Genomic DNA, 20,569 nt, shown 5'->3' with positions numbered 1-20,569 from the left:
GCTCTTTGATCATCCCGATGATTTGCGCCTCGGTGAAACGGCTCTTTCGCATTCGTCTGCTCCTACATAGGTTGGGCAAACTCTACTTCATGGTGAGGGATTTTGCGGGGGGCACGTCATCGAGAGAGAGTTTCTAAAAGGGGGTCAACTCTCCAGACCCTCGCCGAGAAGCGTGCCTACATCCGCGACCGTCGGCCCGCCAACCTCTCGATCCAACGGGGGTGCAAGCTGATGGGGGTGGCCCGATCGAGTTTCTATGCCGCACCCATCGGCAGGCCCGCAGATGCGGTGATCGTGGCCGAAATTCGCGACATCACCGACGAGTTCGAGGGCTATGGCTACCGCCGCGTTGATGCCGAGCTCCGTCACCGCGGTTTCATCGTGAATGCCAAGAAGGTCCGGCGGCTGATGAAGGAAAACGATTTGGATCCGCGGCGACGAAGACGTTTTGTCCGCACGACCGACAGTGATCACGATAGTCCGATCTTCCCGCTCGTCGCGAAAGGGTTCGAGGTCCATGGCCCGAACCAGCTCTGGGTGGCCGACCTGACCTACATCACGATCACCGGTGGCTTCGCCTACGCCGCGCTCGACCATTGTTCTTGAACCAGTGGCGAACAAGGTCTCTCTCCTCGATGCCTGGTCCCGCCGCGTGGTGGGCCATGCGATCGGCCGAGGCATCGATGCGCGCCTCGCCGTGAAGGCGCTTCGCCAGGCGATTGCGTTGCGCAGGCCTTTGCCCGGTTGCGTGTTTCACACGGACCGCGGCTCGCAATACGCATCAGAGATGCATCGCGCCCTGCTCGCGGAACACGGCTTCGTCGGCTCCATGAGCCGGCGCGGCAATCCCTACGACAATGCCCAGGCTGAGAGCTTCATGAAGACGCTCAAGGTGGAAGATGCCTATCTGATGGAATACGAAACGTTCGAGGATGTGGCCGACGGCGTGCCCCGCTTCATCGAAGCTTACAACACGCGTCGCCTGCATTCAGCCTTGGGGTATTTCAGCCCCGCACAGTTCGAGGACCGCAACGCCCGCACACCTGTCAAAACCGCCGCGTGATCGTGTCCACCCCGAGGGGCGCACTCCATAAGGGGGTCAAGATTGCCTGCCGATTGACAGCTTGATCCTGTCTTCTGACACGACGCACCGGGGGGGGCGCTACCTTCGACCGCCCGCACAGTGTCAGGTGCCGTCTATGCCTTAGGCAATCCGAAGAAAACGGCCGCCGGACTCGACCGACATCCGCAAGGATGTGCTATCAGTCGCGTGGAGGTAAAGCGGCTTCGCAGGCTCACCGACGACGACGCTGCCACCCGAGGCGGGCTATTCCCGCAGTACAGAGAGGATGAAGTTCGCGAATGGATGGAGCGTGACAGAGAAGCCGGGGAATAGTCTAACGCGCATCTTATATGTGAACGGGTGCCGAGATTTCCGCATTCTCGGCACCCATCCATTATTGCTAATGCGATCATGACAAATAATCTGTAGACCCAAGCAGAAGTCCGCCAAAATGGAGTACTTTGTCCAGGTGGCTCAATTGATACTGTGCTCGTGAGGGTTTCTTAAAGCTGCAGATTTTTCTCGATTTCATCTGAGATCGCTTGCTGGTCTCTCATCAATGGCTGGAATAGCGCTTGGTCATCGATGTAAACTCCGTCGATGTCAGGAACGGCGTGGTCTAACAGAAGCCGCGCGTTGACTTTGCTGATTTTGATGCGTTCTGCGAATGTGCGGTGCGTTTTACGCAGTATTCTGCCCGTCAAACTTGGCATGGTCTTTTCTCTTATCACTGCGGAGTGAATGATCTTCTTGTCTTTTCTTGACCAAGTCGGGAAAAGCCATGGAGAGCCGGGAAATAATGTGTCGCTGAAGTTGAGCGCCCTTTCAACGTGATGTAGTATTTGTCGAGACATTGGCATGTCAAAATCCCGCCTGCTCTTCATTGCGTGGCCGGGGAAGTGAATGACGCTATTTCTTTTGTCAATCCAGTCTTTTTGGGTTTGCAGGATGGTCCTGGTTCTTAGCCCCGAGTAAAGGTTGATATAGTGCATTTCACGCCGAATTGGGTTCTCCAAGGCGTCCAGTTTATCCTTCCAAGAAGGCAGCTCCTCGGGCAGCAAAGACCTGTTCTTACCTCTTTCTGTGTGGAGTGTGACACCCTCGATCGGGTTGATGTCGAAATGTATGTTCTCATCGTCAAGGCGTTTGGCCCAGTTGTGAGCAGCCGACATAAGCCTCATGGCCTTATTGGCTGCGATTTTGCCATTGCTCTCTGTAAGTTTCTTGAAGAGCAGACGCGCATCAGATTTTTTTATGGAATTCGCAGGCTTGCTATCCCAGTCCGAAAGATAAAGTCTGTGAGATTTTCGATAGCCATTGACTGTCGCGTCTCTTAAGTCTCGATCGATACACTCATCTATATAGTTTTCGATGAGTTCTCTGTGAGACCAGTGGTGGATAGGCGCCTTCTCAGTAGCGAAAGGGTCTATGCCAGCTTTGATTTTGTGAAGATACTCGGCGGCAAGGAGCTTGGCCTGTGTCAGAGGGATCTCGCCTACTTGACCTAATGTGTGCCGAACGGTTCTTACTTTGATTTTTCTGCCGGTTTCGCCGACCCAAAGGTCGGCTTGAATTTTCAAGGATGTTCGGTTCTTGTTCACTTCCGCAAAGAATCCTGGAAGAGATGCGTCCCGGACCTGATATGATTTGCCTTCCCATCTCTTGGCTTTGAGGCGAGTCTCGGTCAGTTTTTCGGTAACATTGAGCGACGGTTGGAAATCTTGTTCTGGCACGTTTGTTCCTCTTCGAGTCTACCACTGTCCAAACTGTCCGGAGCGGGTTCGAACTGTTTGCGAACGGTTTGGATTGTGAGTGATATTGGCCGATCCCTGTGTTGCGAAGGAGAAATATTCAATAAAATCATTGCATTACAGGGTGATATCAGGTGATATCGAAGAGCGTTATATTGCCTCCTAAGGGTCAGGTTGCAGGTTCGAATCCTGCCGGGGTCACCATTCAACATTGCCGCAGAACACAGCCTCATCCTGAGGCGACCGCTTGGCCGACGCTCTCATGTTCAGTCCAGAGAAACTGGGGACGATCAAGCGACATTCCTCGGGCGGTCTCGGGGCATCATGCTACGTGGCGCGGCCATGCATCGAAACTTCTCGGCCAACATCGTCCGGACGCTCACGGAAAAGAACGGAGAATACGAAGTTGCTCGAGAGCTTAATTCGATGCGTGAGCCTTGATTGAACCCGAGGGGTTTTCTCTCTTAAGTAGCTCTTCGCCAAATTAGCAAAGCAGAATGAAAAACACAAACAAAACCATGATCTTGGCGGGTTGCGCTGGAACACTCTGCAACTAAATATCTGGCACGAAGAGCACGTGAGCGTGAGCTCTACCAGAGGTGGTCCTGCATTTTGACCAGTTTGCCGAAGGAAGACAGGCCGCCGGCCGGCGCGCTGCGGGTCAGAGTTCGAAAACTTTCTTTTCCGTCTTGTGAAGACACGGGCCGGGACCGTCCGCTTCGATCATGTAGTTGTCACAAATCACAGCAAAGACCCGGCCATCGTCATAGCCCGGGTGTACAGCCAAAAGCATGCCCTCTGCCAATGGCAACGTCTCATCCTGCCGGATCAGCGGACGTTCGACCATCTCGCAGCCCTGTCCATGGGCATAGAGCCTGTTTTCCTCGGGCAGACCGCGCTCGGCCATCCAGCGGTTGTGACTTGCGAAAATCTCGGCCGGAAGCGCGCCGGGAACCATCAGTGACAACGAATGATCCTGGGCCTCGCGCACGTTCTCGAACGCCTGCAACAGGTGATCGTCAGCGGCGCCCAGAACCATCGTCCGGGCAATTTCCAGGTAAAGCCCGCCCGGACCGTTGACTTCGATCAGCATCGACAGGTGATCGCCCGGCGCCAGGTTCCGTTGCTGGAAATGCCGGCCCTTGAAGCGGGACGGCGTGCCCATCGGCGCGGAGCACCCTAGGTAGATCCCCTGATCGCTGCCCAGCCGGCGGCCGACAGCTTCGGCACGAGCCATCACGTCCCGATCTGTCAGACCAGGCCGGATGAAGTCGCAGACCTCGGCGAAAACCTGATCCTGCAGCGCCGCGGTCGCGTGTATCAGCGCGATTTCTTCCGCACTCTTGACCGCCTTGACGCGATCCAGTGCATCGGTGACATCCTTCACCGCGACGCCGGGCGCCATCGCCTCCAGCCGTCTCATCAGCGCATGCGGAAGCGCCGCGCCGGCCAGCAGCCCAACGGTCTTGACCCCATTCCGCGACAGGTCGGCCACCACCAGGTCGGCATCGTCTTCGAGCGTCGACAGGATGCTGACGAAGGAGGGCGTGCAGAAGATCTTGTCGACACCGCGCATCTCGGCGTCGGAGCCGCCGAGATTGCGCACCGAGCCGAAGGCGCCCATTTCGACCACCGTCATCGGCCTGTCAGCATAGAAGATGACCGTTCGGGGATAACCGTTCAGCGCGGGCACATCGGTGAACCACCGCACGTAGCCCCCCATCCAGTCCTCGCGGGCCTGCATGACGATGGCGTCGACGCGGGTTTGCGCCATGACATCGCGCGCGACATCCCAGCGTCGGTTCATTTCCGTATCCGTGATCGGAGAGATCGTGGTCATGACGGTTCCATTCAGCTGCGGGTGATCAGGCCATTCAGCGCCGACGCCCCGTGCGCCGCATAGGCGTTCAGGTTCGCGGCGACCAGCGGCATGGCCTGTTGGCGATAGATATCTGACATCCCGCCGATATGCGGCGTGATCAGGACATTCGGGGCAGACCAGAGCGGGTCCTGCGGATCAAGCGGTTCGCTGGCAAAGACATCCAGACCGGCGCCTGCGATCTCTCGGTTCGTGAGCGCGTGCAGGAGCGCGGCCTCGTCGACGCACCCGCCCCTCGAGATGTTGATCAGAAACGCATGCTCGGGCATCGCCGCGAAAACCCCTGCGTCCACGATATGATGGGTGTCGGGGCTGTAGGGCGTCAGGACGACCAGGAAATCGCACGTCGCCACCGCGTCGTGAAGCGCCTGACGGCGGTACATCCGGGCAAATCCCGGTACGGTCTCGCGCCCGTCCGAAACGCCTGTGACGGTCATGCCGAAGGCGTTGCATCGGCTGGCCAGTTCCTCGGCGATCGCACCCACCCCGAGGATCGTCACGGTCTTGTTCAACAGCAAACGCTGGGGCCAGCGCTCCCACGTTCTGGCGGCCTGATTGCGGGTCATCCGCTGGGCGTTCCGGTTCAGGCTCAGCATCATGAGGAAGGCCAGTTCCGACATCTGCGGGCCATGAAAGCCGCTGCAGTTGGTCAGCGTCACGTCGCGCTTCAGGGTCTTCATCGCCAGCAGATTGTCCACGCCGGTGGTCAGCGCCTGCACCCATTCCAGCCGCGGCGCGGCGGCGAACAGATCCGGGACTAACACCGGAGCCAGCCCGATGACGACCTGCGCCGCGGGTGCATGCCGCAAGGCTGTCTCGTTGTCGGTGGCGCTGAGATAGTCAAAGCCCGGACAACGTGTGCTGAACTGTTCGGCATACCAGTCCGCCTCCGTATCCCGGATCAGGACCGTCTTCCTGCCGGACGCACCTGTCATACCAGCCTCCTGTCCTGTCAAAATCGCCACCGGATCGGACAAGCAAACCGCAATGTCACGGGTCCGACGCGGGAAACTTGACATGCCCGGACCTATTTGCGCCAATTGGAAAATGACCCATTTCCATAACCAGCGCTAATGAACCTGGACTCCCGCCATCTCAGGCATCTGGCCGCGGTCGGCCGTCACGGCACATTTGTCAGCGCGGCCAGGGCGCTCGGGCTGTCGCAACCGGCGCTGTCGCTCAGCATCCAGCGGCTTGAGGACATCCTCAAGGTCACGCTGGTGGAACGCGGGCGCAACGGGGCTGTCCTGACCGAGCCCGGGCGTCTTCTTGCCCAGCGATCCGAAGAGGTGGACGCCTTGATTGCCGCGGTGGTGCACGACATCGACCTTGCCACGCAGGGCATCACGGGAAAGCTGCGCATTGGCGGCACCCCGCTTGCCACCAGCAACATCATCCCCGACACGATATCGCGCATCCTGGCCCAGACCAGGGATGTGGAGTTCGAGATTGTCGAAGACACGGACGAGGCCCTGATCGATCAGCTTGATCGCGGCGCGCTTGATGTCTGCGTGTGCGCCAGCGGGCAGGTTGCGGACGACGGCGCTTATGACTTCACGCCGCTCTTCGAGGCCAAAACGGTTCTGGCGATGCGGCCCGAAAATCCCCTGGCCCGCCACGGCAGCCTGTCACTGGATACATTGCACGACGAGGTCTGGGCGCTGCCGCCAAGTGGCGGCACGTTTCGCAAGCAGATCGAGGCGCTCTATGTGACGAGCGGCTGGGCCTTGCCGAAACGGCTGATCGAAACCTCGACCATCGCCACCCTGCTCAAGATCGTGCGGATGACCGATGCGATCTCGCTGCTGTCAGAGCAGCTCATCCGCGATGAGCTTGAACTCGGGTTGCTGAAATGCGTCGAGATCGCGCACCCGCTGGCCCCCCGGGTCTTTGGCATCCTCACACGCAGCGACCGGGCGCCGACCACGCTGGCGCGGCTGTTCCATCAGGTCGCGGTCGACCTGCCCGGCTCGGCCGACTGACGTCTCAGCGCGGGCCTTCGGTTCCGGACCGCAGGCGCGCACGGCCGGGCACCGACGGGCCAAAGACCTGCCACCCAAGGATCGCCAGCCCGAGCGCGATGCCCACGGCATTGGCGGTACCGCCCCATGCCACGTCTTTCAGCGGCATCAGAAGGCACAGCGACGCCACGAGGTGCAGCGCCCTTGCGACAAGGCCAAGCCGGCGCAACCCATAGCCGATAACCCCGACCGACCCCATGGCGACACCCGCGACGGCGGTGGCAATGTCGAAGGCGATCAGCCCGGCAGGCCCCTGCAGCAAGAGACTGGGCGACATCACGAACAGGAACGGGATCACGAAAACCGCCCAACCGAAGCGCACGGCCTCGAACCCTGTGGCCAGCGGGTCGGCGCGGGCGATGTTGGCGGCGGCAAAGGCACCGATGGCGACCGGCGGCGTGATCATCGACAGGCAGCCGAAATAGAGGATGAAAAGATGCGCCGCCATCGGCTCCACGCCCATCTGGATCAGCGCGGGCGCGATCAGCGTCGCCAGTAGGATATAGACCCCCGTGGTCGGCATCCCCATGCCCAGGATGATGCAGGCCACCGCCGAAATCGCGAGCAGGGCGACGAGGCTGCCGCCCGACAGGTGGACCATCGCCAGCGTCAGCCCGAACCCCAGCCCGGTGTAGTTGAGCGTCGCAATCACGATCCCTGCGGCTGCGGCCACCATGAGAATGTCCAGCACCTTGAGCCCGGTATCGCGAAAGATGAAGAACCATTGGGCAAGGCTCGGGCGTTTGCCGCGAAAGCCGAAGATGAGGACGGTCGCAAAGATCGACGCGGTTGCCAGAAGTGCCGCCGTTTCCGGCCGATACTTGAGGACAAACAGCACCACGATCAGCACGACAAACGGGATCGGGAAATACCAGCCTACCTTCAGAAGCTTTCGCCCGTCAGGGATTTCGCTGGGGTCGAGCCCGCGCATATTGGCGCGCGCGGCCTCCAGATCGGCCTGAATGAACAGCGCGACATAAAACAGGAGCGCCGGCACCAGCGCCGCCAGCGCGACGGCTGCGAACTGCACTTGCAGGAACTCCGCCATCAGAAACGCCGTGACGCCCATCACCGGCGGCAGCAATTGGCCGCCGGTCGAGGCCACCGCCTCGATCGCGCCGGCCAGTTGCGCGCGGAACCCGGCCTTTTTCATCATCGGGATGGTGACCACGCCGGTTGTCACCACATTGGCCACGACGGAGCCCGAGATGGTGCCGAAGAGCGACGAGCCCATGATGGAGATCTTGGCCTGCCCGCCCCGGTAACGGCCCATCAGGCTGGCGGAGGCATCGGTAAAGAACGCCGCCCCGCCGGTCTTGAACAGCACCGTGCCGAAGAACACGAAGGACACCACGATGGTGGTCACGATCGTCAGCACCGGCCCGAGGATCGCAGTCGAGTCCCAGAGCAGGAAATAGGCAAAATGGTCGGGCAGGATCTTGCGCCCCGAGATCGACGTCGGAAGCAGGTGTCCGACGAAGGCCAGCACCAGAGCCGAGACCACAACCAGCGCGATGATCGTGCCCGACGACCGCCTGACGCCTTCGAGCACCAGACAGATCATCACGATGGCCGGGATCAGCCCCTCAAGTGGCCGTGTCGCCGTCATCTGCGACAGGTCGGGGAAGCGCAGCACCACATAGAGCGACAGGACACAGCCCAGACCGGCGGCGGCGACGTCATACCACGGCACATCCCTCTGGATCGGATCGTGGTCGTCGTCGTCCTCCAGCACCGGGGCGATGGTCCTGCGCGCGGGCAGGGTGAGGTAGATCAGCGGAAAGGCAAACGCCAGCAGCAGCGCGATATATTGCTCGGTGTAGACGGCAATGCCCACCATGCGCAGGGCATCGGCGGCCCAGATGAGCGCAATCAGCGTCATGATCGCCGCCATGGCGTTGGTCAATTTGGTCACGCGCTTCTCCCGAAGCGACAGGCGTCAGATCCGGCGGGCCTGACGCCTGTCAAGTTCAACCCACGTCACACGGGGCGTGAAGGTTCAGGGCCAGATGCCTGCTTCGCGATAGAACTCTTCCGCGCCGGGATGATAGCTCACACCGCCATAGTTCCGGGCCATCAGGTCAGGCTCAAACAATGCCAGCCCGGGAAAGACCTCAAGCAGCGTCGCCTTGTTGGCGTGAATGGTGGCGACGATCTCTTTCACCACCGCATCGGGCACATTGGCATTGGCAAAGAGGACCAGGTCATTGACCAGAATGTCGGTCGTCTCGGCAAAGCCGTCAAGCGCCGGGTCGGCCTCGACGCGCATCGGATAGATCTCGGGCACGATGGCCTGCGCCTTGGCCAGCGCCGCTTCGTCCTCGGGGAAATTCAGCGCGCGCACACCGCCGACACTGGCCGCGGCTTCCTTGACCCGGCCAGAGCCCACGGCAAAATACATCGCATCAATCTTGCCTTCGGACAGCAGGATGGCCGACCCGGGGATGTTCTGTGTCGGCACGCATTCCAGATCGTCCACCGTGATGTTTGCCGTGGCGCGGACAACCTCAAGCATCGGGTTGCCCGAGACCTGGGCGGCGTATTCGCAAGGCATGCGCTTGCCCTTGAGGTCTGCATATTCCTTGATGTCGCTGTCATCGCGAACGAAGACCGCGCCGCGCAGCGCCGTCATGCGTGCCACGATCCGAAGGTCGGACTGCGGGCCGTTTTCGGCATAGTCGTTGGTTCCCGCCACGGCGAAGATCACATCGGGAACCGTGGTGATCCCGAAGTCGGCGATCCCGGCATTGATATCCGTCAGGCCCGAGGACTGCTGCGGCGTGATGACGGCGCGGACGCCGCCAGCGTCGCCCAGAACCTTGCCGATCGCGGCACCGGTCGAGTTGGTGAATCCCCCCGGCGCGGTGGTCACGATGGTGACGGTCTGGGCGCTGGCGGCCGTTGCGGCGGCCAGGCCGATGGTTGCAGCGACCATCCCTGCTAGAACATGTCTCATATGGTGGTTTCCTCCCAGAGTTCGCGCATGACCGCGACCAGCCACCCGGCCCGCGGGTCTTCTGCCCGTCAGGACATCGGCTTGGTCAGAGAAGCGTGACACGAAGGCGGCTATTTGCGCCAATTGGATTTCAGAGGATATCCATAAGTTCGGCTGATGGAAGCTGTGGGAGTGATCCGTCGTCAGATCTGCGAGCGCGTCATTGGTCCGACGGAGCCGGGCCGTATTCGGTGATCTTCTGGTCCTGCGGCTCGCAGGACATCATCAGGTCGAAATACCGGATCTCCGGCGGGTTGCCGCCGGTGCGGGCCAGGACGCCCGCGCGCCATTTGTCGTCATGTGCGCGCTCTGCGGCCTCTCGGGAGGGCCAGACATAGACCGCGCCGCCGACGTTGCCATCGCGGATGAAGTGCTTGGCGATCAGGTCGGAATTGGCAAGCCAGGCCTGCGCGCCCTTCTGCGCGTCGGCATACTCCTCTTCCAGGGTGATGCCCTCGCGGTTCTTGAAAATAACCAGTTCAACGATCATCGGCAGATCTCCTTCCCGGTGTCAGCCGCGCGGACCACTGGCAGGCAGCGACGGCCGCTCAGCCCTCTTGCGTGCGGATGACGGTTTGGACCAGTTCGGCCGTCCGCTGAAAATGCTCTGTCAGAAGCCGCGCGGACCTGTCCGCGTCACGGTCCAGCGCGGCGGTCATGATTTCGCTGTGCTCGTCAAGCGGATCGTGGCGCGCGGCCCCGGCCAGGCGCGCCAGACTGCGATAGCGGTCGGCGGAATCGTAGAGCTGGCTACAGGTCTCGATCAGCCAGTTCGATCCGCAGGCCGACACCAGCGCCTGGTGAAAGGCCTTGTGCGCCTGCTCCCAGTCGACGTTCGGACCGGGCAGGCCATCTGCGCGACTGCGGGGCGTGCGGGACAGGCGGTGACACGTGACAAGCACCGCCTCTTCCCAAGCCGAATCCCCCAGCTCGATCGAGCGGCGCACACCGAGTTCGTTCATCCAGCATCTGGCCTGGGTAAGATCTTGCAACTCTGGAACGCTGACGGGCGATACGACGAAGCCGCGATTGTCCTCGTGGCTCGCAAGCCCTTCCATCGCAAGACGGTTCAGCGACTCGCGCACCGGACTCAACCCGGTCTGAAAGCGGGCGCTCAGATCCCTGACGTTCAGCTTGGCCCCCGGCACAAGCGAGCCCTCAAGGATCGCGCGCCGGATATCGAGATAGACCGCACTGGCGCGCGTCTTGGTTTCGGTCCCTTCAATCAGGTGTAGACCCTGCATGTTCATCATCCGCATCTGGCACCAAAGACTTAGCTCAAATCCTCCCGGGGATAAACCACAAACAGGCTTCTTTTAGGAAATGATCGATCATTCTTGACAAAACGCAGCAACGTGGATCATCCTTGAGACAACGAGCGCATCACAAGCGCCATGCGGGAGGGATATTCATGCGGTTTGTCAGCGTGCGACAGGACGGCAGAACAGTGCCGGGTGTCATCGACGACGCCGAGATTGTGCTGATCGGCGATCTGGTCACTGACCTTGTGGCGCTGATCGAGGCCGGCCAAGACGGTCTTGCTGCGGCGGCCAGGGCGGTAGAGGAGGCGGACCGCGCGCGCATCGACCTTGCGTCGGCCCCGCTCACCGCGCCGATCACGCGCTTCAAGCGCGACGTGCTCTGCACCGGCTGGAACTACTGGGATCACTTCGATGAAAACAAGGGCCGCCGCGATGGGCAAGAGGTCGAACGCCCTACTGCGCCGACCTTCTTCACCAAGTCGCCCAACGCCATCATCGGACCCAATGACGATATTGCCTGGGACGACCGATGCTCGAAGAAATGGGACTACGAGGCCGAACTGGCGCTGGTGATCGGTCCCGCCGGACGGTCCATTCCGTCCCACAAGGCCCATGACCATATCTTCGGCTATTGCCTCGCCAATGACGTCTCGCAGCGCGATATCCAGCGCCGCCACGGTGGCCAGTGGATGCGCGGCAAGAGCCCCGACCAGACCACGCCGCTGGGCCCGGTTCTGGTCACCGCCGACGAGATCGAGGACTTGGGAGACATGCGCATCGAGTGCGAACTCAACGGCGAGGTGATGCAGTCGGCGCTGGTCAAGCAGATGGCGTTCGACATCCCCACGATCCTCGCCGAACTGTCCTTCGGGATGACGCTGAACGCCGGCGACGTGGTGCTGACCGGCACACCGGCGGGTGTGGGCAACGGGCGCACGCCGCAGGTCTTCCTGAAGCCCGGCGATACCGTCGTGACCCGCGCGACAGGGCTGGGAGAGCTGCGCAATACGGTCACCGAGGTCGACCTTTACGGCGATGCGGACATCGTGCTGTGACACGCGCATTCCCGATCACGGCGATTGCCAGCGTCGACATCCAGTCGCCCGATCCGGAGCGCCATGCCGCCTTCTACCGCGATGTCTGGGGGCTTGAGCCGATAGACCACCCCGGTGATGCGCGTTTCTTTGCGGGCACCGGGGCCGATCCGTATATCCTGGCGCTCGTGCCGGGGGAAAGCCCGGGCCTTGCCGCCGTGACCTTCCGCTGCGCCTCGGCCGAGGCGATGGACCAGACCTTGGCGCGGGCCGAAAAGGCGGGATGCAGGCGGATCGACTCGCCGGCGCCCGCAACGCGGCCGGGCGGCGGCACGATGGTCGATTTTCGTGAACCCAACGGCTGCGTGATCCGGCTTGTCCACGGCGACCAGCCCCGCGATCCGAAACCGACCCGGATCGACCGCGCGACGCGCCTGTCGCATGTGAACATCAACACCCGCGATGTGGATGCGCTGGCACGCTTCTACGAGGATGTGCTGGGCTTCGCGCTGACCGACCGCTCGAAGATCATGGCGTTCCTGCGCTGCAATGCCGACCACCACGCCGTCGTTCTGGCCGAAGCGCCCGTCGAGGGGCTGAACCACATCGCCTTCATGCTGCCCGAACTGGAGGGCGTCATGCGCGCCTCGGGCCGCATGCGAGACCACGGCTACGACTTCGGCTGGGGCGTGGGCCGTCACGGCCCCGGCAACAACGTCTTTGCCTATTTCGTCGATCCCGAAGGCTATGTGGTCGAACACACCGCCGAGGTTCTTCAGGTCGATGACAGCTACGAGGTCGGCGGCCCCGCGGACTGGACATGGCCGCCGGGGCGCACCGATCACTGGGGCATTGCCCCGCCGAAAAGCGAAACCTGCAAGGCGGCGCAGACCGCCATCGGATTCGTATGAGGACCGCCGGGCGTTTTGAGACCGGCGACCAACGACTGACGGGAAAGCCCTATCGGCGGCGGACAGGTCCGCGTCACAGGACGGGGTCCGCGGCAGTCTGAACCCAGGGAGGACGACGACAATGAAAATGACACCGAAAAGCAAGCTTCTGACATGCTCGGCCGTGGCGCTGTTGGCCACGACGGCGACGCTCCACGCGGAGATGACGGATGAGGCCCGGCAATTTCTGGCCGACAACGGCATTTCCGACGAACTGATCGAACAGGCCGCCACGGCCACCGCGACGGAACTGGATGTTCCGGCGGAATGGCTCGAAAAGGCCGCCGAGGAAGGCACCATCGACTTCAGCACCAACGACGCTGCCGGGCATGTGGCCGAATGGCTTCCCGTCTTCAACGCGCGCTATCCCGATATCGAGATCGTGGCGACCGAGACCTCTGGCGCCGCCCGCGCGGTCCAGCCGCTTCTGGCGTATAAATCCAGCAACCTGGTGCGTCATATCGTGGTCAGCTTCGAAGGCTCGCTGCCCGATTACATCGAGGCCGACGCCCTGGCCGAACTTGACGATCTGCCGGCCTGGGACGGCGTTCCCGAAGACCGCCGCGCCGCCGACGGCACCTTTGCCGGGATGCAGAACACGACCTGGTGCCTGATCTACAACAAGGACCGGGTCAGCGAAGACGAACTGCCCGCGACATGGTGGGATCTCGTCGCGGAGGACTCTGCGCTCAAGGATGGCCGGGTCGGTGCCGCGAACCGCGCGCAGCTCTGGACGCTCAATCTCTGGACGCATGAAGACTACGGCTCCGAGCGGATGACAAACGAGTTCTTGCCGGCGTTCTTCAACACGCTCAAGCCGCAGCTGCGCTCCGAAGGGGTCGGCGGCATGATCAACCTGCCGCTGGTCGGCGAGTTCGATGTCGGCCTGCCGACACCGAACGACGAAACGGCGGAAATGATGGAAACCGGCGCGCCGATCGGCTGGCACTGCCCCGAGCCGGTGCCGCAGTACTTCAACCTGATCGGCATGTTCCGCGACTCGCCCACGCATTATTCGTCCAAGGTGTTCATCAACTGGATCCTCAGCCAGGAAGGCCAGCTTGTCCGTCTTGCCGCCGGGGGTGACGGGCCAGTGCACAAGGACCTTCAGGTCGAAGGCGCCGCCGCCCTTGCAGACGAATATGCGGGCAAGGACATCGCGCTTCGCACGATGGACGGCATGCTGAACGAACTGCCCAAGCTCTATGACGTCTGGAACCCGCTCTGGGCCGAGACCGGCGGACCCAACTGATCGCAAACCCCCGCTTTCAAATCTGCTCCCCGGGCCGCAGCAGGTCCGGGGAGGCGTCGCAAAGGTAGAGCGTACTCATGGTCGACACGGTTGACATAGCAGCAACGAAGGCTCCCGCACCAAGCGCCAGGGCCGGTCGCAACATCCTTGCGCGGGCGTTTCCCTGGATCGTGCTGATCGTGCTTGCGGCACTGGTCATCGCGCCGATCTTCTCGCTCGTGGCAGGTGCGTTCAGCCTGTCGCGGCTTCCCAACGAATTCTCGCTCGACAACATCGGGTTCGACAATTTCTATGCCGTTTGGGTCGAGCAACGCATCGACAAGGTGATCTGGAACACCGCGATCTATGTCGTCGGGGCGACCATATTCGGCATCCTCTCGGCGGCCCTGCTGGCCTGGCTGGTGGAACGCTCGGACATGCCGGGCAAGATGTGGATCTATGCGGGCGTGCCCCTTGGCATCGCGGTGCCCGGCATCCTGCATGCCATCGCCTGGGTGCTCCTGCTCAGCCCCCGGTCGGGCTTTGTAAACCGCGGCTATATGGAAATCACCGGCAGCGCGGCGCCGCTCTTTGACATCTATACCATGGGCGGTCTGATCTTTGCCGAGGGCCTGCGCCTCGTGCCGGTCGCCTTCCTCATGCTGGTGCCGCTGATGCGCAGCATGGACCCCTCGCTGGAAGAGGCGGCGGCGGCGAGCGGGGCCAGCCCGATGCGCGCCACGCGGCGGATCACGCTGGCGCTGCTTCTGCCGGGCGTTCTGGCGGTCAGCATCTTTCAGGCGATCACCGCGATCGAGAATTTCGAGGTCCCCGGCATCCTCGGCATGCCGGTGAACCTGCATGTCTTCAGCACGCGGGTCTTCAACCTGATCGACAATATCGGCACCATTCCCGCCTTTGGACAGGCCAATGCCGCCGCCGTGTTCTACCTGATCATTGCGCTGGTCATCTCGTTCTTCTACCTGCGCCTCGTGCGCCATTCCGAGCGGTACTCGATCATCACCGGCAAAGGCTACACGCCCCGTCAGGTGCGGCTTGGCAAATGGCGCAAACCGGCGTTGGCGGTCGCACTGCTGTTTCTCTTCGTGACCATCGTGCTGCCGTTTCTGGTGCTGCTCTATGTTTCGCTGGTCAATTACCTCCGGCCGCCCAGCTGGGAGGCCTTCACCAACATGACCACCAAGCACTACGAGGCGGTGTTCAATCAGCCGCGCGTCTTCCGCACGCTGATGAATACGATCTACGTCACCCTGATGACCGCGACGACGGTGACCATCGTGTCCTTCGTGATCGCCTACGTCATCGTGCGGACCCGGTTCCGGGGGCGTTACGCGCTCGACATGCTGTCGTTCCTGCCGCACTCGATCCCCGGCATCGTGCTGGGCCTCGCGCTGTTCTGGCTGTTCATGCAGTTCGACAAGCTGACCGGGGCCAGCACCTTCGGCTCGATCTATGCGCTGGTGCTGGGCTTCACGATCCTGTTCCTGTCCTACGCGGTGCGGGCGATGAGCGTGGCGATGATCCAGGTGCATCCCGATCTGGAAGACGCGGCCAAGCTGTCAGGCGCGCCGCCCTGGCGGATCGCCCTGCGCATTTTCGGGCCGCTCTTGCTGCCGACGCTGGTCGGCATCTGGATCTACGTCGCCATGCTCAGCGTGCGCTTCATCAGCCTGCCCCTGATCCTGTCGCAGGGCGGCAGCAACGAGGTGCTGGGCGTGATGATCTGGTCGCTCTGGGACAATGGCAACATCAGTTCGGTCGGGGCCATCGGCATCATGCTGATGAGCTTCATGTTCGTGCTTGCGCTGGGACTGCGTGCGTTCGGATTTGGCAATCAGCGCGGAGGTGCACTTTGATCGGAATCCATGACCTGCGGGTCCGCTTCGACTCGGACAAGGGCCTCGTCGACGCGGTGCAGGGCGTCAATATCGACGTCAAACCCGGGGAGTTCTATACCCTGCTCGGCCCGAGCGGCTGCGGCAAGACCACAACCCTGCGCTGCCTTGCGGGGTTGGAGACCCCGACGGGCGGGCGGATCACCATCGGCGATACGGTCGTGCACGATACCAAACGCGGGCTCACCATACCGACCCACAAGCGCGACATCGGCATGGTGTTCCAGTCCTACGCCATCTGGCCGCATCTGACGGTCTTCGAAAACGTCGCCTTTCCGCTGCGCGAAGCCAGACCCAAGGTCCCCGAGGCACAGATCGAGGCGCGGGTCGGCAAGGCGCTGGAACTGGTGCAGCTTGGCGGATACGAGAGCCGCCCGGCGCCGTTCCTCAGCGGTGGTCAGCAGCAGCGCCTTGCCCTGGCCCGCGCCATCGTCCGCGAGGCGTCCGTGGTGCTGTTCGACGAGCCGCTGTCCAATCTGGATGCCAAGCTGCGCGCCGAGACCCGGCTTGAGCTGCGCCATCTGGTCAAACGCCTCGGCATGACGGCGCTTTATGTCACCCACGATCAGACCGAAGCTCTGACCATGGCAGACCGCGTCGCCGTCATGCGCGATGGCCGGATCGTTCAGGAAGCCACGCCGACCGAGATCTACAAGCGACCGAATTCGCGCTTTGTGGCCAGCTTCATCGGCCAGTGCAATTTTGCCGATGGCACCGTCACCGCCGCCGCCAGGGGCGCTGAGCCCGGGCTGATCGACACCGCCTGGGGCCCGGTGCGCTTCGACGCGGCGGCCGATGCCGCGACAGGCGCGAAGGTGACGATTGCCGTGCGCCCCGAAAACGTCCGCCTGGTCGCGAATGGAACCGACGGCGCGGCGGACGTGCCGCAGGGCGAAGTCATCGATACCGTGTTCCTGGGCGAGTCCGTGGAATGCCGGGTCCGGCTCGGGAATTCCGATCTCGTCGCGCGCATCCATCCCGATCAGCCGGTCGAGGAAGGCAAAGCGATCGGCGTGATGATCCGTCCCAAAGATGTGGCGATCCTGTCGACGTGACCGCCGCTGTGCGCCAAGCCGGCCCGCGAACCGAGGTTTTCGTTTTGGCGGCACTGTTGTGCGGGACCTCTGCCACCGTGCTCGAAAGCATGGCCATCGGTGTGACGCTGCCGTTCATCTCGCGTGATTTCGCCGTCTCGGCGGCCAGCGTCACATGGGTCATGGGCGCGTCGGAATTCGTCATCGTGGCGCTGCTGCTGCCGATGGCGGCGCTCGGCGAAGCCATCGGGTATCGCCAGGTCTATCTGGGTGCGCTGGCCCTGTTCGTCGTGGCAACGCTGACCTGCATGCTGGCACCCGGCTTTGGCGTGATCGTCGCGGCGCGGGCGGCGCAGGCGGTCGGGACGGCCGGGGTGATGAGCCTCGGCTTTGCCCTGTTGCGCAGTGTCCTGCCCGAAGATCGTCTGGGCCGCGCCATCGGTCTCATGGCAGCGACCGTGGCGCTGGCCTCGTCGCTTGGCCCTGCCGTTTCCGGCCTGATCCTGTCGGTGGCAAGCTGGCGCGCCGTGTTCGGGATGCTGTCCGCGATCGCGCTGATTGCCTTCGTGCTCAGCCTGCGCGTCCTGCCCGCCACGCCCCCCTCGGGAAAGCGTTACGATCTGGTCGGGGCCATATTGGTGGCCGCGCTGTTTTCTGCCGCGCTGGTGGTGATCAACGGGTTGGCCAACGGCTGGCCCCCTGCCCTGCTTGGCGTGGCAGCCGTGGCCTTCGGCCTGCTGCTGCTGGTCGTCTTGACCCGATCCCGCGGCGCGCAGGCGCCTGTCTTTCCGTTGGATCTGCTCGCGCGGCCGGTGTTTCTGCTGTCCATCAGCGCCTCGGTCTGTGCCTTCAGCGCGCAGTCCATCGGCTTCATCCTTCTGCCGTTCTACCTGCTGTTCACCCTTGGGATGGGCGAATTGCAGATGGCCCTGACGCTCAGCGTCTGGCCCGCCGCGACGGCGATCCTCGCCCCCGTGATGGGCCGGTTTGCAGACCGCATTCCCGCAGGGACCACCGGCGCCGCAGGTCTGATCGTGATGGCGGCGGGATTTGTCCTGATTGCCCGGGCGGGCGACACGGCGAGCCCTGTCGACATCGCGCTGCGGCTTGCGGTTTGCGGGGCGGGCTTTGCCGTGTTCCAGACCCCGAACAACCGGACGATCATGCTGGCCGCCCCCAGGGATCGCAGCGGCGCAGCCAGCGGAACACTGTCCATCGCGCGACAATTCGGGCGGGCCACCGGAACGGCCATCGCGGCCTTTTCGCTTCTGGCTGGACCCAGTGCCGCGCTTGCCGCAATGTCCGTTGCGGCGGCAATTGCCTGTCTCGGTGCGTTTGCGAGTGTCGGACGAACATTTCTGAAGTCAGGACATGCCAAGTGAAACAGCCCGCCGAAGGAACAGGAGTGCGTCGAATGCTGAAGCTATATCACGCAAACACAAGCGTCTGCTCGCAGAAGGTGCGTATTGCCTTGGCCGAGATCGGCCTCGGCTATGACAGCGTCCTTCTCAACCTGCAGCAGGGCGATCAGTTTGCGCCAGCCTATACGGCTTTGAACCCCAATGCGGTGGTGCCGACCCTGATTGACGACGATCTTGTCCTGCTGGAATCGAGCCTGATTGCCGAGTATCTCGACAAGACTTACAACGACAGCCGGTTGATGCCCGACGATCCACGGCAGGAGGCCCGCGTGCGGCTCTGGCTGTTGCGGTGTCTCGCGGTCCATGCCGCGATCAACACCCTGTCGTTTTCAACCTTCATGCGCGACAAGGCGTTCGAGACCAAGTCACCCGAAGAGATCGAGGCCGGCATCGCCCGGATGCCCGACCCGATCATGCGCAACAAGCGCCGCGACCTCTTTGCCCATGGGCTGGGGTCGGATCATGTCGAACAGGCCCTGCGTCATCTGCACAGGGCGTTTGCCGACATGAGCGCGGATATCGGTGCGGGCACTTGGGTCTCCGGTCCGGCCTTCGGCCTCGCGGATATCGGGCTGGTCGCCTATGTTGACAGGCTGGACCGGCTGGGATTTGCAGGGCTCTGGGAGGATGATTTTCCCGCTGTCGGCACATGGCTGGCGGCCATGCAGGCGCGGCCCAGCTATGCCACCGCCATCGAGGCGTTCATCCCCGAGCAACAGGCGCACTCCCAGCGCGCGGGCGGCGGCAAGCACTGGCCGGCGTTGCAGGACCGCTGGAACGAGATCAGGGCCTGACCGCAACTCATGTTTCCGGTGTAAGCGGCACGGATCGAAGTTCGTTGTCCGGACGCCGGGTGAAAGGTCAACCTTCTTGGCCAAGCCACGTCGCGCAGGTTTCGAAGGTCTGGAGGATCGAACGCTGAGCACATTCCAGACAGTCTCGCGGAGCCTGCACCGCTGGATGGGGGCCTGCCTTGCGCTTCTTGTCATCGTGATCGCTCTGACCGGCGTCGGGTTGATCTGGCAGACATCCGTCAATCGCCACCTTTACCCGCAAGGCGCGATTGCCTTTGACGGCACGCCGGCATCAGCCGCCCGAGTCGCTCTGGCTGCGGACCGGGCTTTCGGCCCCGACAGCATCGACCAGGTGACTTTCGGCAACGAAGACTTCGGCCTCAGTGAAGTCCTGCTGCGGGACCAGAGCACTGCCTTCATTGCGGCCGATGGACAGATTGTCGGGGTCTGGCCGCTGAACGGGCGTTGGGACGACTGGCTTGTCGATCTCCATCATCGGTTGCTTGCGGGCACGGCCGGACTCTACGTGGTGGGGTTTACCGGGATCGCTGCGTTGATCTCGATCCTGACGGGATGCATCGCGTTCTGGCCAAGCCGGTCTTCGTGGCGCAAGGGGGGGCTGCCCCGGTCGTCGACCCCGCAAAGCCTTCGGCGCAGTCACCGCAATGTTGGGGTCCTCATGGCGCTTCCGATCGCGCTCATTGTTCTGACCGGCGTGGCGCTGAGCTTTCCGCAAACCGCGAAGCGGGCGATTGCCTGGACCTATGAGAACAGCGAAACCTACGGCGAGACCTTCGGCGATGGCGTCGACATGGCAAGTGGGCGGGATCAGGCCGCTTGGCCGCGCGCTTTCCTTCGCGCGGCCGCGGTGTTTCCCGGCGCCACGATCACCGGGGCGATCTGGCCTACGGACCAAAGCGAGATCGTGATCCTGCTGCGCAATCCCGGGGATTGGACCGATACCGGAAGCGGGCAGGTCCAGATCACCGCGGCCGACGGGTACATGGACCTGCGCATCGACGGACGGCACCTGCCGGGAGGAGAGCGCCTCTGGAACATGGTGAGCCCGCTTCACACCGGGGCCGTGCGGGGTTTGGCATATGCCATCTTGGAGACCATCATCGGCCTGAGTCTGGTCTATCTTGCGGGGATCGGCCTGATGAGCTTTGTCAGAGCCGGTGTCCGGCGCAAGTGACACCACCCGGGCGCTAGGGGCCA

The 20,569-nt window shown here is 62.6% G+C and carries 18 protein-coding genes; 11 read left to right on the top strand and 7 right to left on the bottom strand.

Annotation, left to right across the window (positions count from 1 at the left end):
• Positions 1-231 precede the first annotated feature (231 nt).
• Together VOI27_RS16885 and VOI27_RS16880 are read left to right on the top strand one after the other, a co-directional pair.
• Positions 232-606, top strand: coding sequence for an IS3 family transposase (locus VOI27_RS16885; protein ID WP_323766644.1), 375 nt, complete (start codon positions 232-234; stop codon positions 604-606).
• A gap of 4 nt (positions 607-610) precedes the next feature.
• A complete protein-coding gene (locus VOI27_RS16880; protein ID WP_323766642.1) occupies positions 611-1,063 on the top strand; it encodes a DDE-type integrase/transposase/recombinase in 453 nt (150 codons plus the stop codon).
• Between the two features lie 503 nt (positions 1,064-1,566).
• On the opposite strand, the gene VOI27_RS16875 is transcribed toward VOI27_RS16880, so the two are convergent.
• The 3 genes from VOI27_RS16875 to VOI27_RS16865 form a co-directional block, all read right to left on the bottom strand.
• Positions 1,567-2,796 (bottom strand): integrase family protein, encoded by a 1,230-nt coding sequence (locus VOI27_RS16875; protein WP_323766640.1) that lies wholly within the window; start codon positions 2,794-2,796, stop codon positions 1,567-1,569.
• A gap of 679 nt (positions 2,797-3,475) precedes the next feature.
• Positions 3,476-4,654, bottom strand: coding sequence for a M24 family metallopeptidase (locus VOI27_RS16870; RefSeq protein ID WP_323766638.1), 1,179 nt, complete (start codon positions 4,652-4,654; stop codon positions 3,476-3,478).
• A gap of 11 nt (positions 4,655-4,665) precedes the next feature.
• Positions 4,666-5,628 carry a D-2-hydroxyacid dehydrogenase gene (locus VOI27_RS16865; protein ID WP_323766636.1) on the bottom strand — a complete coding sequence of 321 codons (963 nt, stop codon included), beginning with the start codon at positions 5,626-5,628 and terminating at the stop codon, positions 4,666-4,668.
• Positions 5,629-5,766: 138 nt separating this feature from the next.
• On the opposite strand from VOI27_RS16865, the gene VOI27_RS16860 reads away from it, so the two are divergent.
• The gene (locus VOI27_RS16860; protein ID WP_323766634.1) at positions 5,767-6,675 is read left to right on the top strand and encodes a LysR family transcriptional regulator; all 909 of its coding nucleotides are present in this window, start codon (positions 5,767-5,769) and stop codon (positions 6,673-6,675) included.
• 4 nt (positions 6,676-6,679) lie between these two features.
• Here the strand turns inward: VOI27_RS16860 and VOI27_RS16855 are convergent, their stop codons facing one another.
• From VOI27_RS16855 to VOI27_RS16840, 4 genes are all read right to left on the bottom strand, one after another.
• Positions 6,680-8,629 (bottom strand): TRAP transporter fused permease subunit, encoded by a 1,950-nt coding sequence (locus VOI27_RS16855; protein ID WP_323766633.1) that lies wholly within the window; start codon positions 8,627-8,629, stop codon positions 6,680-6,682.
• Between the two features lie 84 nt (positions 8,630-8,713).
• The gene (locus VOI27_RS16850) at positions 8,714-9,670 is read right to left on the bottom strand and encodes a TAXI family TRAP transporter solute-binding subunit (protein WP_323766631.1); all 957 of its coding nucleotides are present in this window, start codon (positions 9,668-9,670) and stop codon (positions 8,714-8,716) included.
• A 199-nt stretch (positions 9,671-9,869) separates the two neighbouring features.
• The gene (locus VOI27_RS16845; RefSeq protein WP_323766628.1) at positions 9,870-10,199 is read right to left on the bottom strand and encodes a hypothetical protein; all 330 of its coding nucleotides are present in this window, start codon (positions 10,197-10,199) and stop codon (positions 9,870-9,872) included.
• Positions 10,200-10,257: 58 nt separating this feature from the next.
• Positions 10,258-10,962: a GntR family transcriptional regulator gene (locus tag VOI27_RS16840; protein ID WP_323766626.1), complete on the bottom strand. Its 705-nt coding sequence runs from the start codon at positions 10,960-10,962 to the stop codon at positions 10,258-10,260.
• A 158-nt stretch (positions 10,963-11,120) separates the two neighbouring features.
• On the opposite strand from VOI27_RS16840, the gene VOI27_RS16835 reads away from it, so the two are divergent.
• The 8 genes from VOI27_RS16835 (at position 11,121) to VOI27_RS16800 (ending at position 20,546) form a co-directional block, all read left to right on the top strand.
• Complete coding sequence (locus tag VOI27_RS16835) at positions 11,121-12,026, top strand: fumarylacetoacetate hydrolase family protein (protein WP_323766624.1); 906 nt, start codon at positions 11,121-11,123, stop codon at positions 12,024-12,026.
• Complete coding sequence (locus VOI27_RS16830) at positions 12,023-12,916, top strand: VOC family protein (protein ID WP_323766622.1); 894 nt, start codon at positions 12,023-12,025, stop codon at positions 12,914-12,916. The genes VOI27_RS16835 and VOI27_RS16830 overlap by 4 nt, the downstream gene beginning before the upstream one ends.
• A 121-nt stretch (positions 12,917-13,037) precedes the next feature.
• Positions 13,038-14,207 carry an ABC transporter substrate-binding protein gene (locus tag VOI27_RS16825; RefSeq protein ID WP_323766620.1) on the top strand — a complete coding sequence of 390 codons (1,170 nt, stop codon included), beginning with the start codon at positions 13,038-13,040 and terminating at the stop codon, positions 14,205-14,207.
• Between the two features lie 77 nt (positions 14,208-14,284).
• On the top strand, positions 14,285-16,063 hold the full coding sequence (locus tag VOI27_RS16820) for an iron ABC transporter permease (RefSeq protein WP_323766618.1): 1,779 nt from the start codon (positions 14,285-14,287) through the stop codon (positions 16,061-16,063).
• Entirely contained in the window at positions 16,060-17,157 is a 1,098-nt protein-coding gene (locus VOI27_RS16815; protein ID WP_323766616.1) for an ABC transporter ATP-binding protein, read from the top strand. Before VOI27_RS16820 ends, VOI27_RS16815 begins: the two co-directional genes overlap by 4 nt.
• A gap of 44 nt (positions 17,158-17,201) precedes the next feature.
• Positions 17,202-18,518, top strand: a complete 1,317-nt coding sequence (locus VOI27_RS16810) for an MFS transporter (protein WP_323766614.1) — start codon at positions 17,202-17,204, stop codon at positions 18,516-18,518.
• 32 nt (positions 18,519-18,550) lie between these two features.
• Positions 18,551-19,351: a glutathione S-transferase family protein gene (locus tag VOI27_RS16805; RefSeq protein WP_323766612.1), complete on the top strand. Its 801-nt coding sequence runs from the start codon at positions 18,551-18,553 to the stop codon at positions 19,349-19,351.
• Positions 19,352-19,427: 76 nt separating this feature from the next.
• Entirely contained in the window at positions 19,428-20,546 is a 1,119-nt protein-coding gene (locus tag VOI27_RS16800) for a PepSY-associated TM helix domain-containing protein (protein ID WP_323766610.1), read from the top strand.
• Positions 20,547-20,569: the final 23 nt, after the last annotated feature.

This window comes from Marinovum sp. (assembly GCF_034669705.1).
In the GTDB taxonomy this organism is placed as follows: Bacteria; Pseudomonadota; Alphaproteobacteria; order Rhodobacterales; family Rhodobacteraceae; genus Marinovum.
The sequence above is the reverse complement of the archived record's forward strand: the minus strand, read 5'-3'. Positions and strand labels throughout refer to the sequence as shown.

Coding starts and splice junctions, on each gene's coding strand:
- VOI27_RS16870 (WP_323766638.1), bottom strand. CDS start 4,654: ATGACCACGATCTCTCCGATCACGGATACGGAAATGAACCGACGCTGG.
- VOI27_RS16825 (WP_323766620.1), top strand. CDS start 13,038: ATGAAAATGACACCGAAAAGCAAGCTTCTGACATGCTCGGCCGTGGCG.
- VOI27_RS16860 (WP_323766634.1), top strand. CDS start 5,767: ATGAACCTGGACTCCCGCCATCTCAGGCATCTGGCCGCGGTCGGCCGT.
- VOI27_RS16805 (WP_323766612.1), top strand. CDS start 18,551: ATGCTGAAGCTATATCACGCAAACACAAGCGTCTGCTCGCAGAAGGTG.
- VOI27_RS16850 (WP_323766631.1), bottom strand. CDS start 9,670: ATGAGACATGTTCTAGCAGGGATGGTCGCTGCAACCATCGGCCTGGCC.
- VOI27_RS16820 (WP_323766618.1), top strand. CDS start 14,285: ATGGTCGACACGGTTGACATAGCAGCAACGAAGGCTCCCGCACCAAGC.
- VOI27_RS16845 (WP_323766628.1), bottom strand. CDS start 10,199: ATGATCGTTGAACTGGTTATTTTCAAGAACCGCGAGGGCATCACCCTG.
- VOI27_RS16835 (WP_323766624.1), top strand. CDS start 11,121: ATGCGGTTTGTCAGCGTGCGACAGGACGGCAGAACAGTGCCGGGTGTC.
- VOI27_RS16865 (WP_323766636.1), bottom strand. CDS start 5,628: ATGACAGGTGCGTCCGGCAGGAAGACGGTCCTGATCCGGGATACGGAG.
- VOI27_RS16885 (WP_323766644.1), top strand. CDS start 232: ATGGGGGTGGCCCGATCGAGTTTCTATGCCGCACCCATCGGCAGGCCC.
- VOI27_RS16840 (WP_323766626.1), bottom strand. CDS start 10,962: ATGATGAACATGCAGGGTCTACACCTGATTGAAGGGACCGAAACCAAG.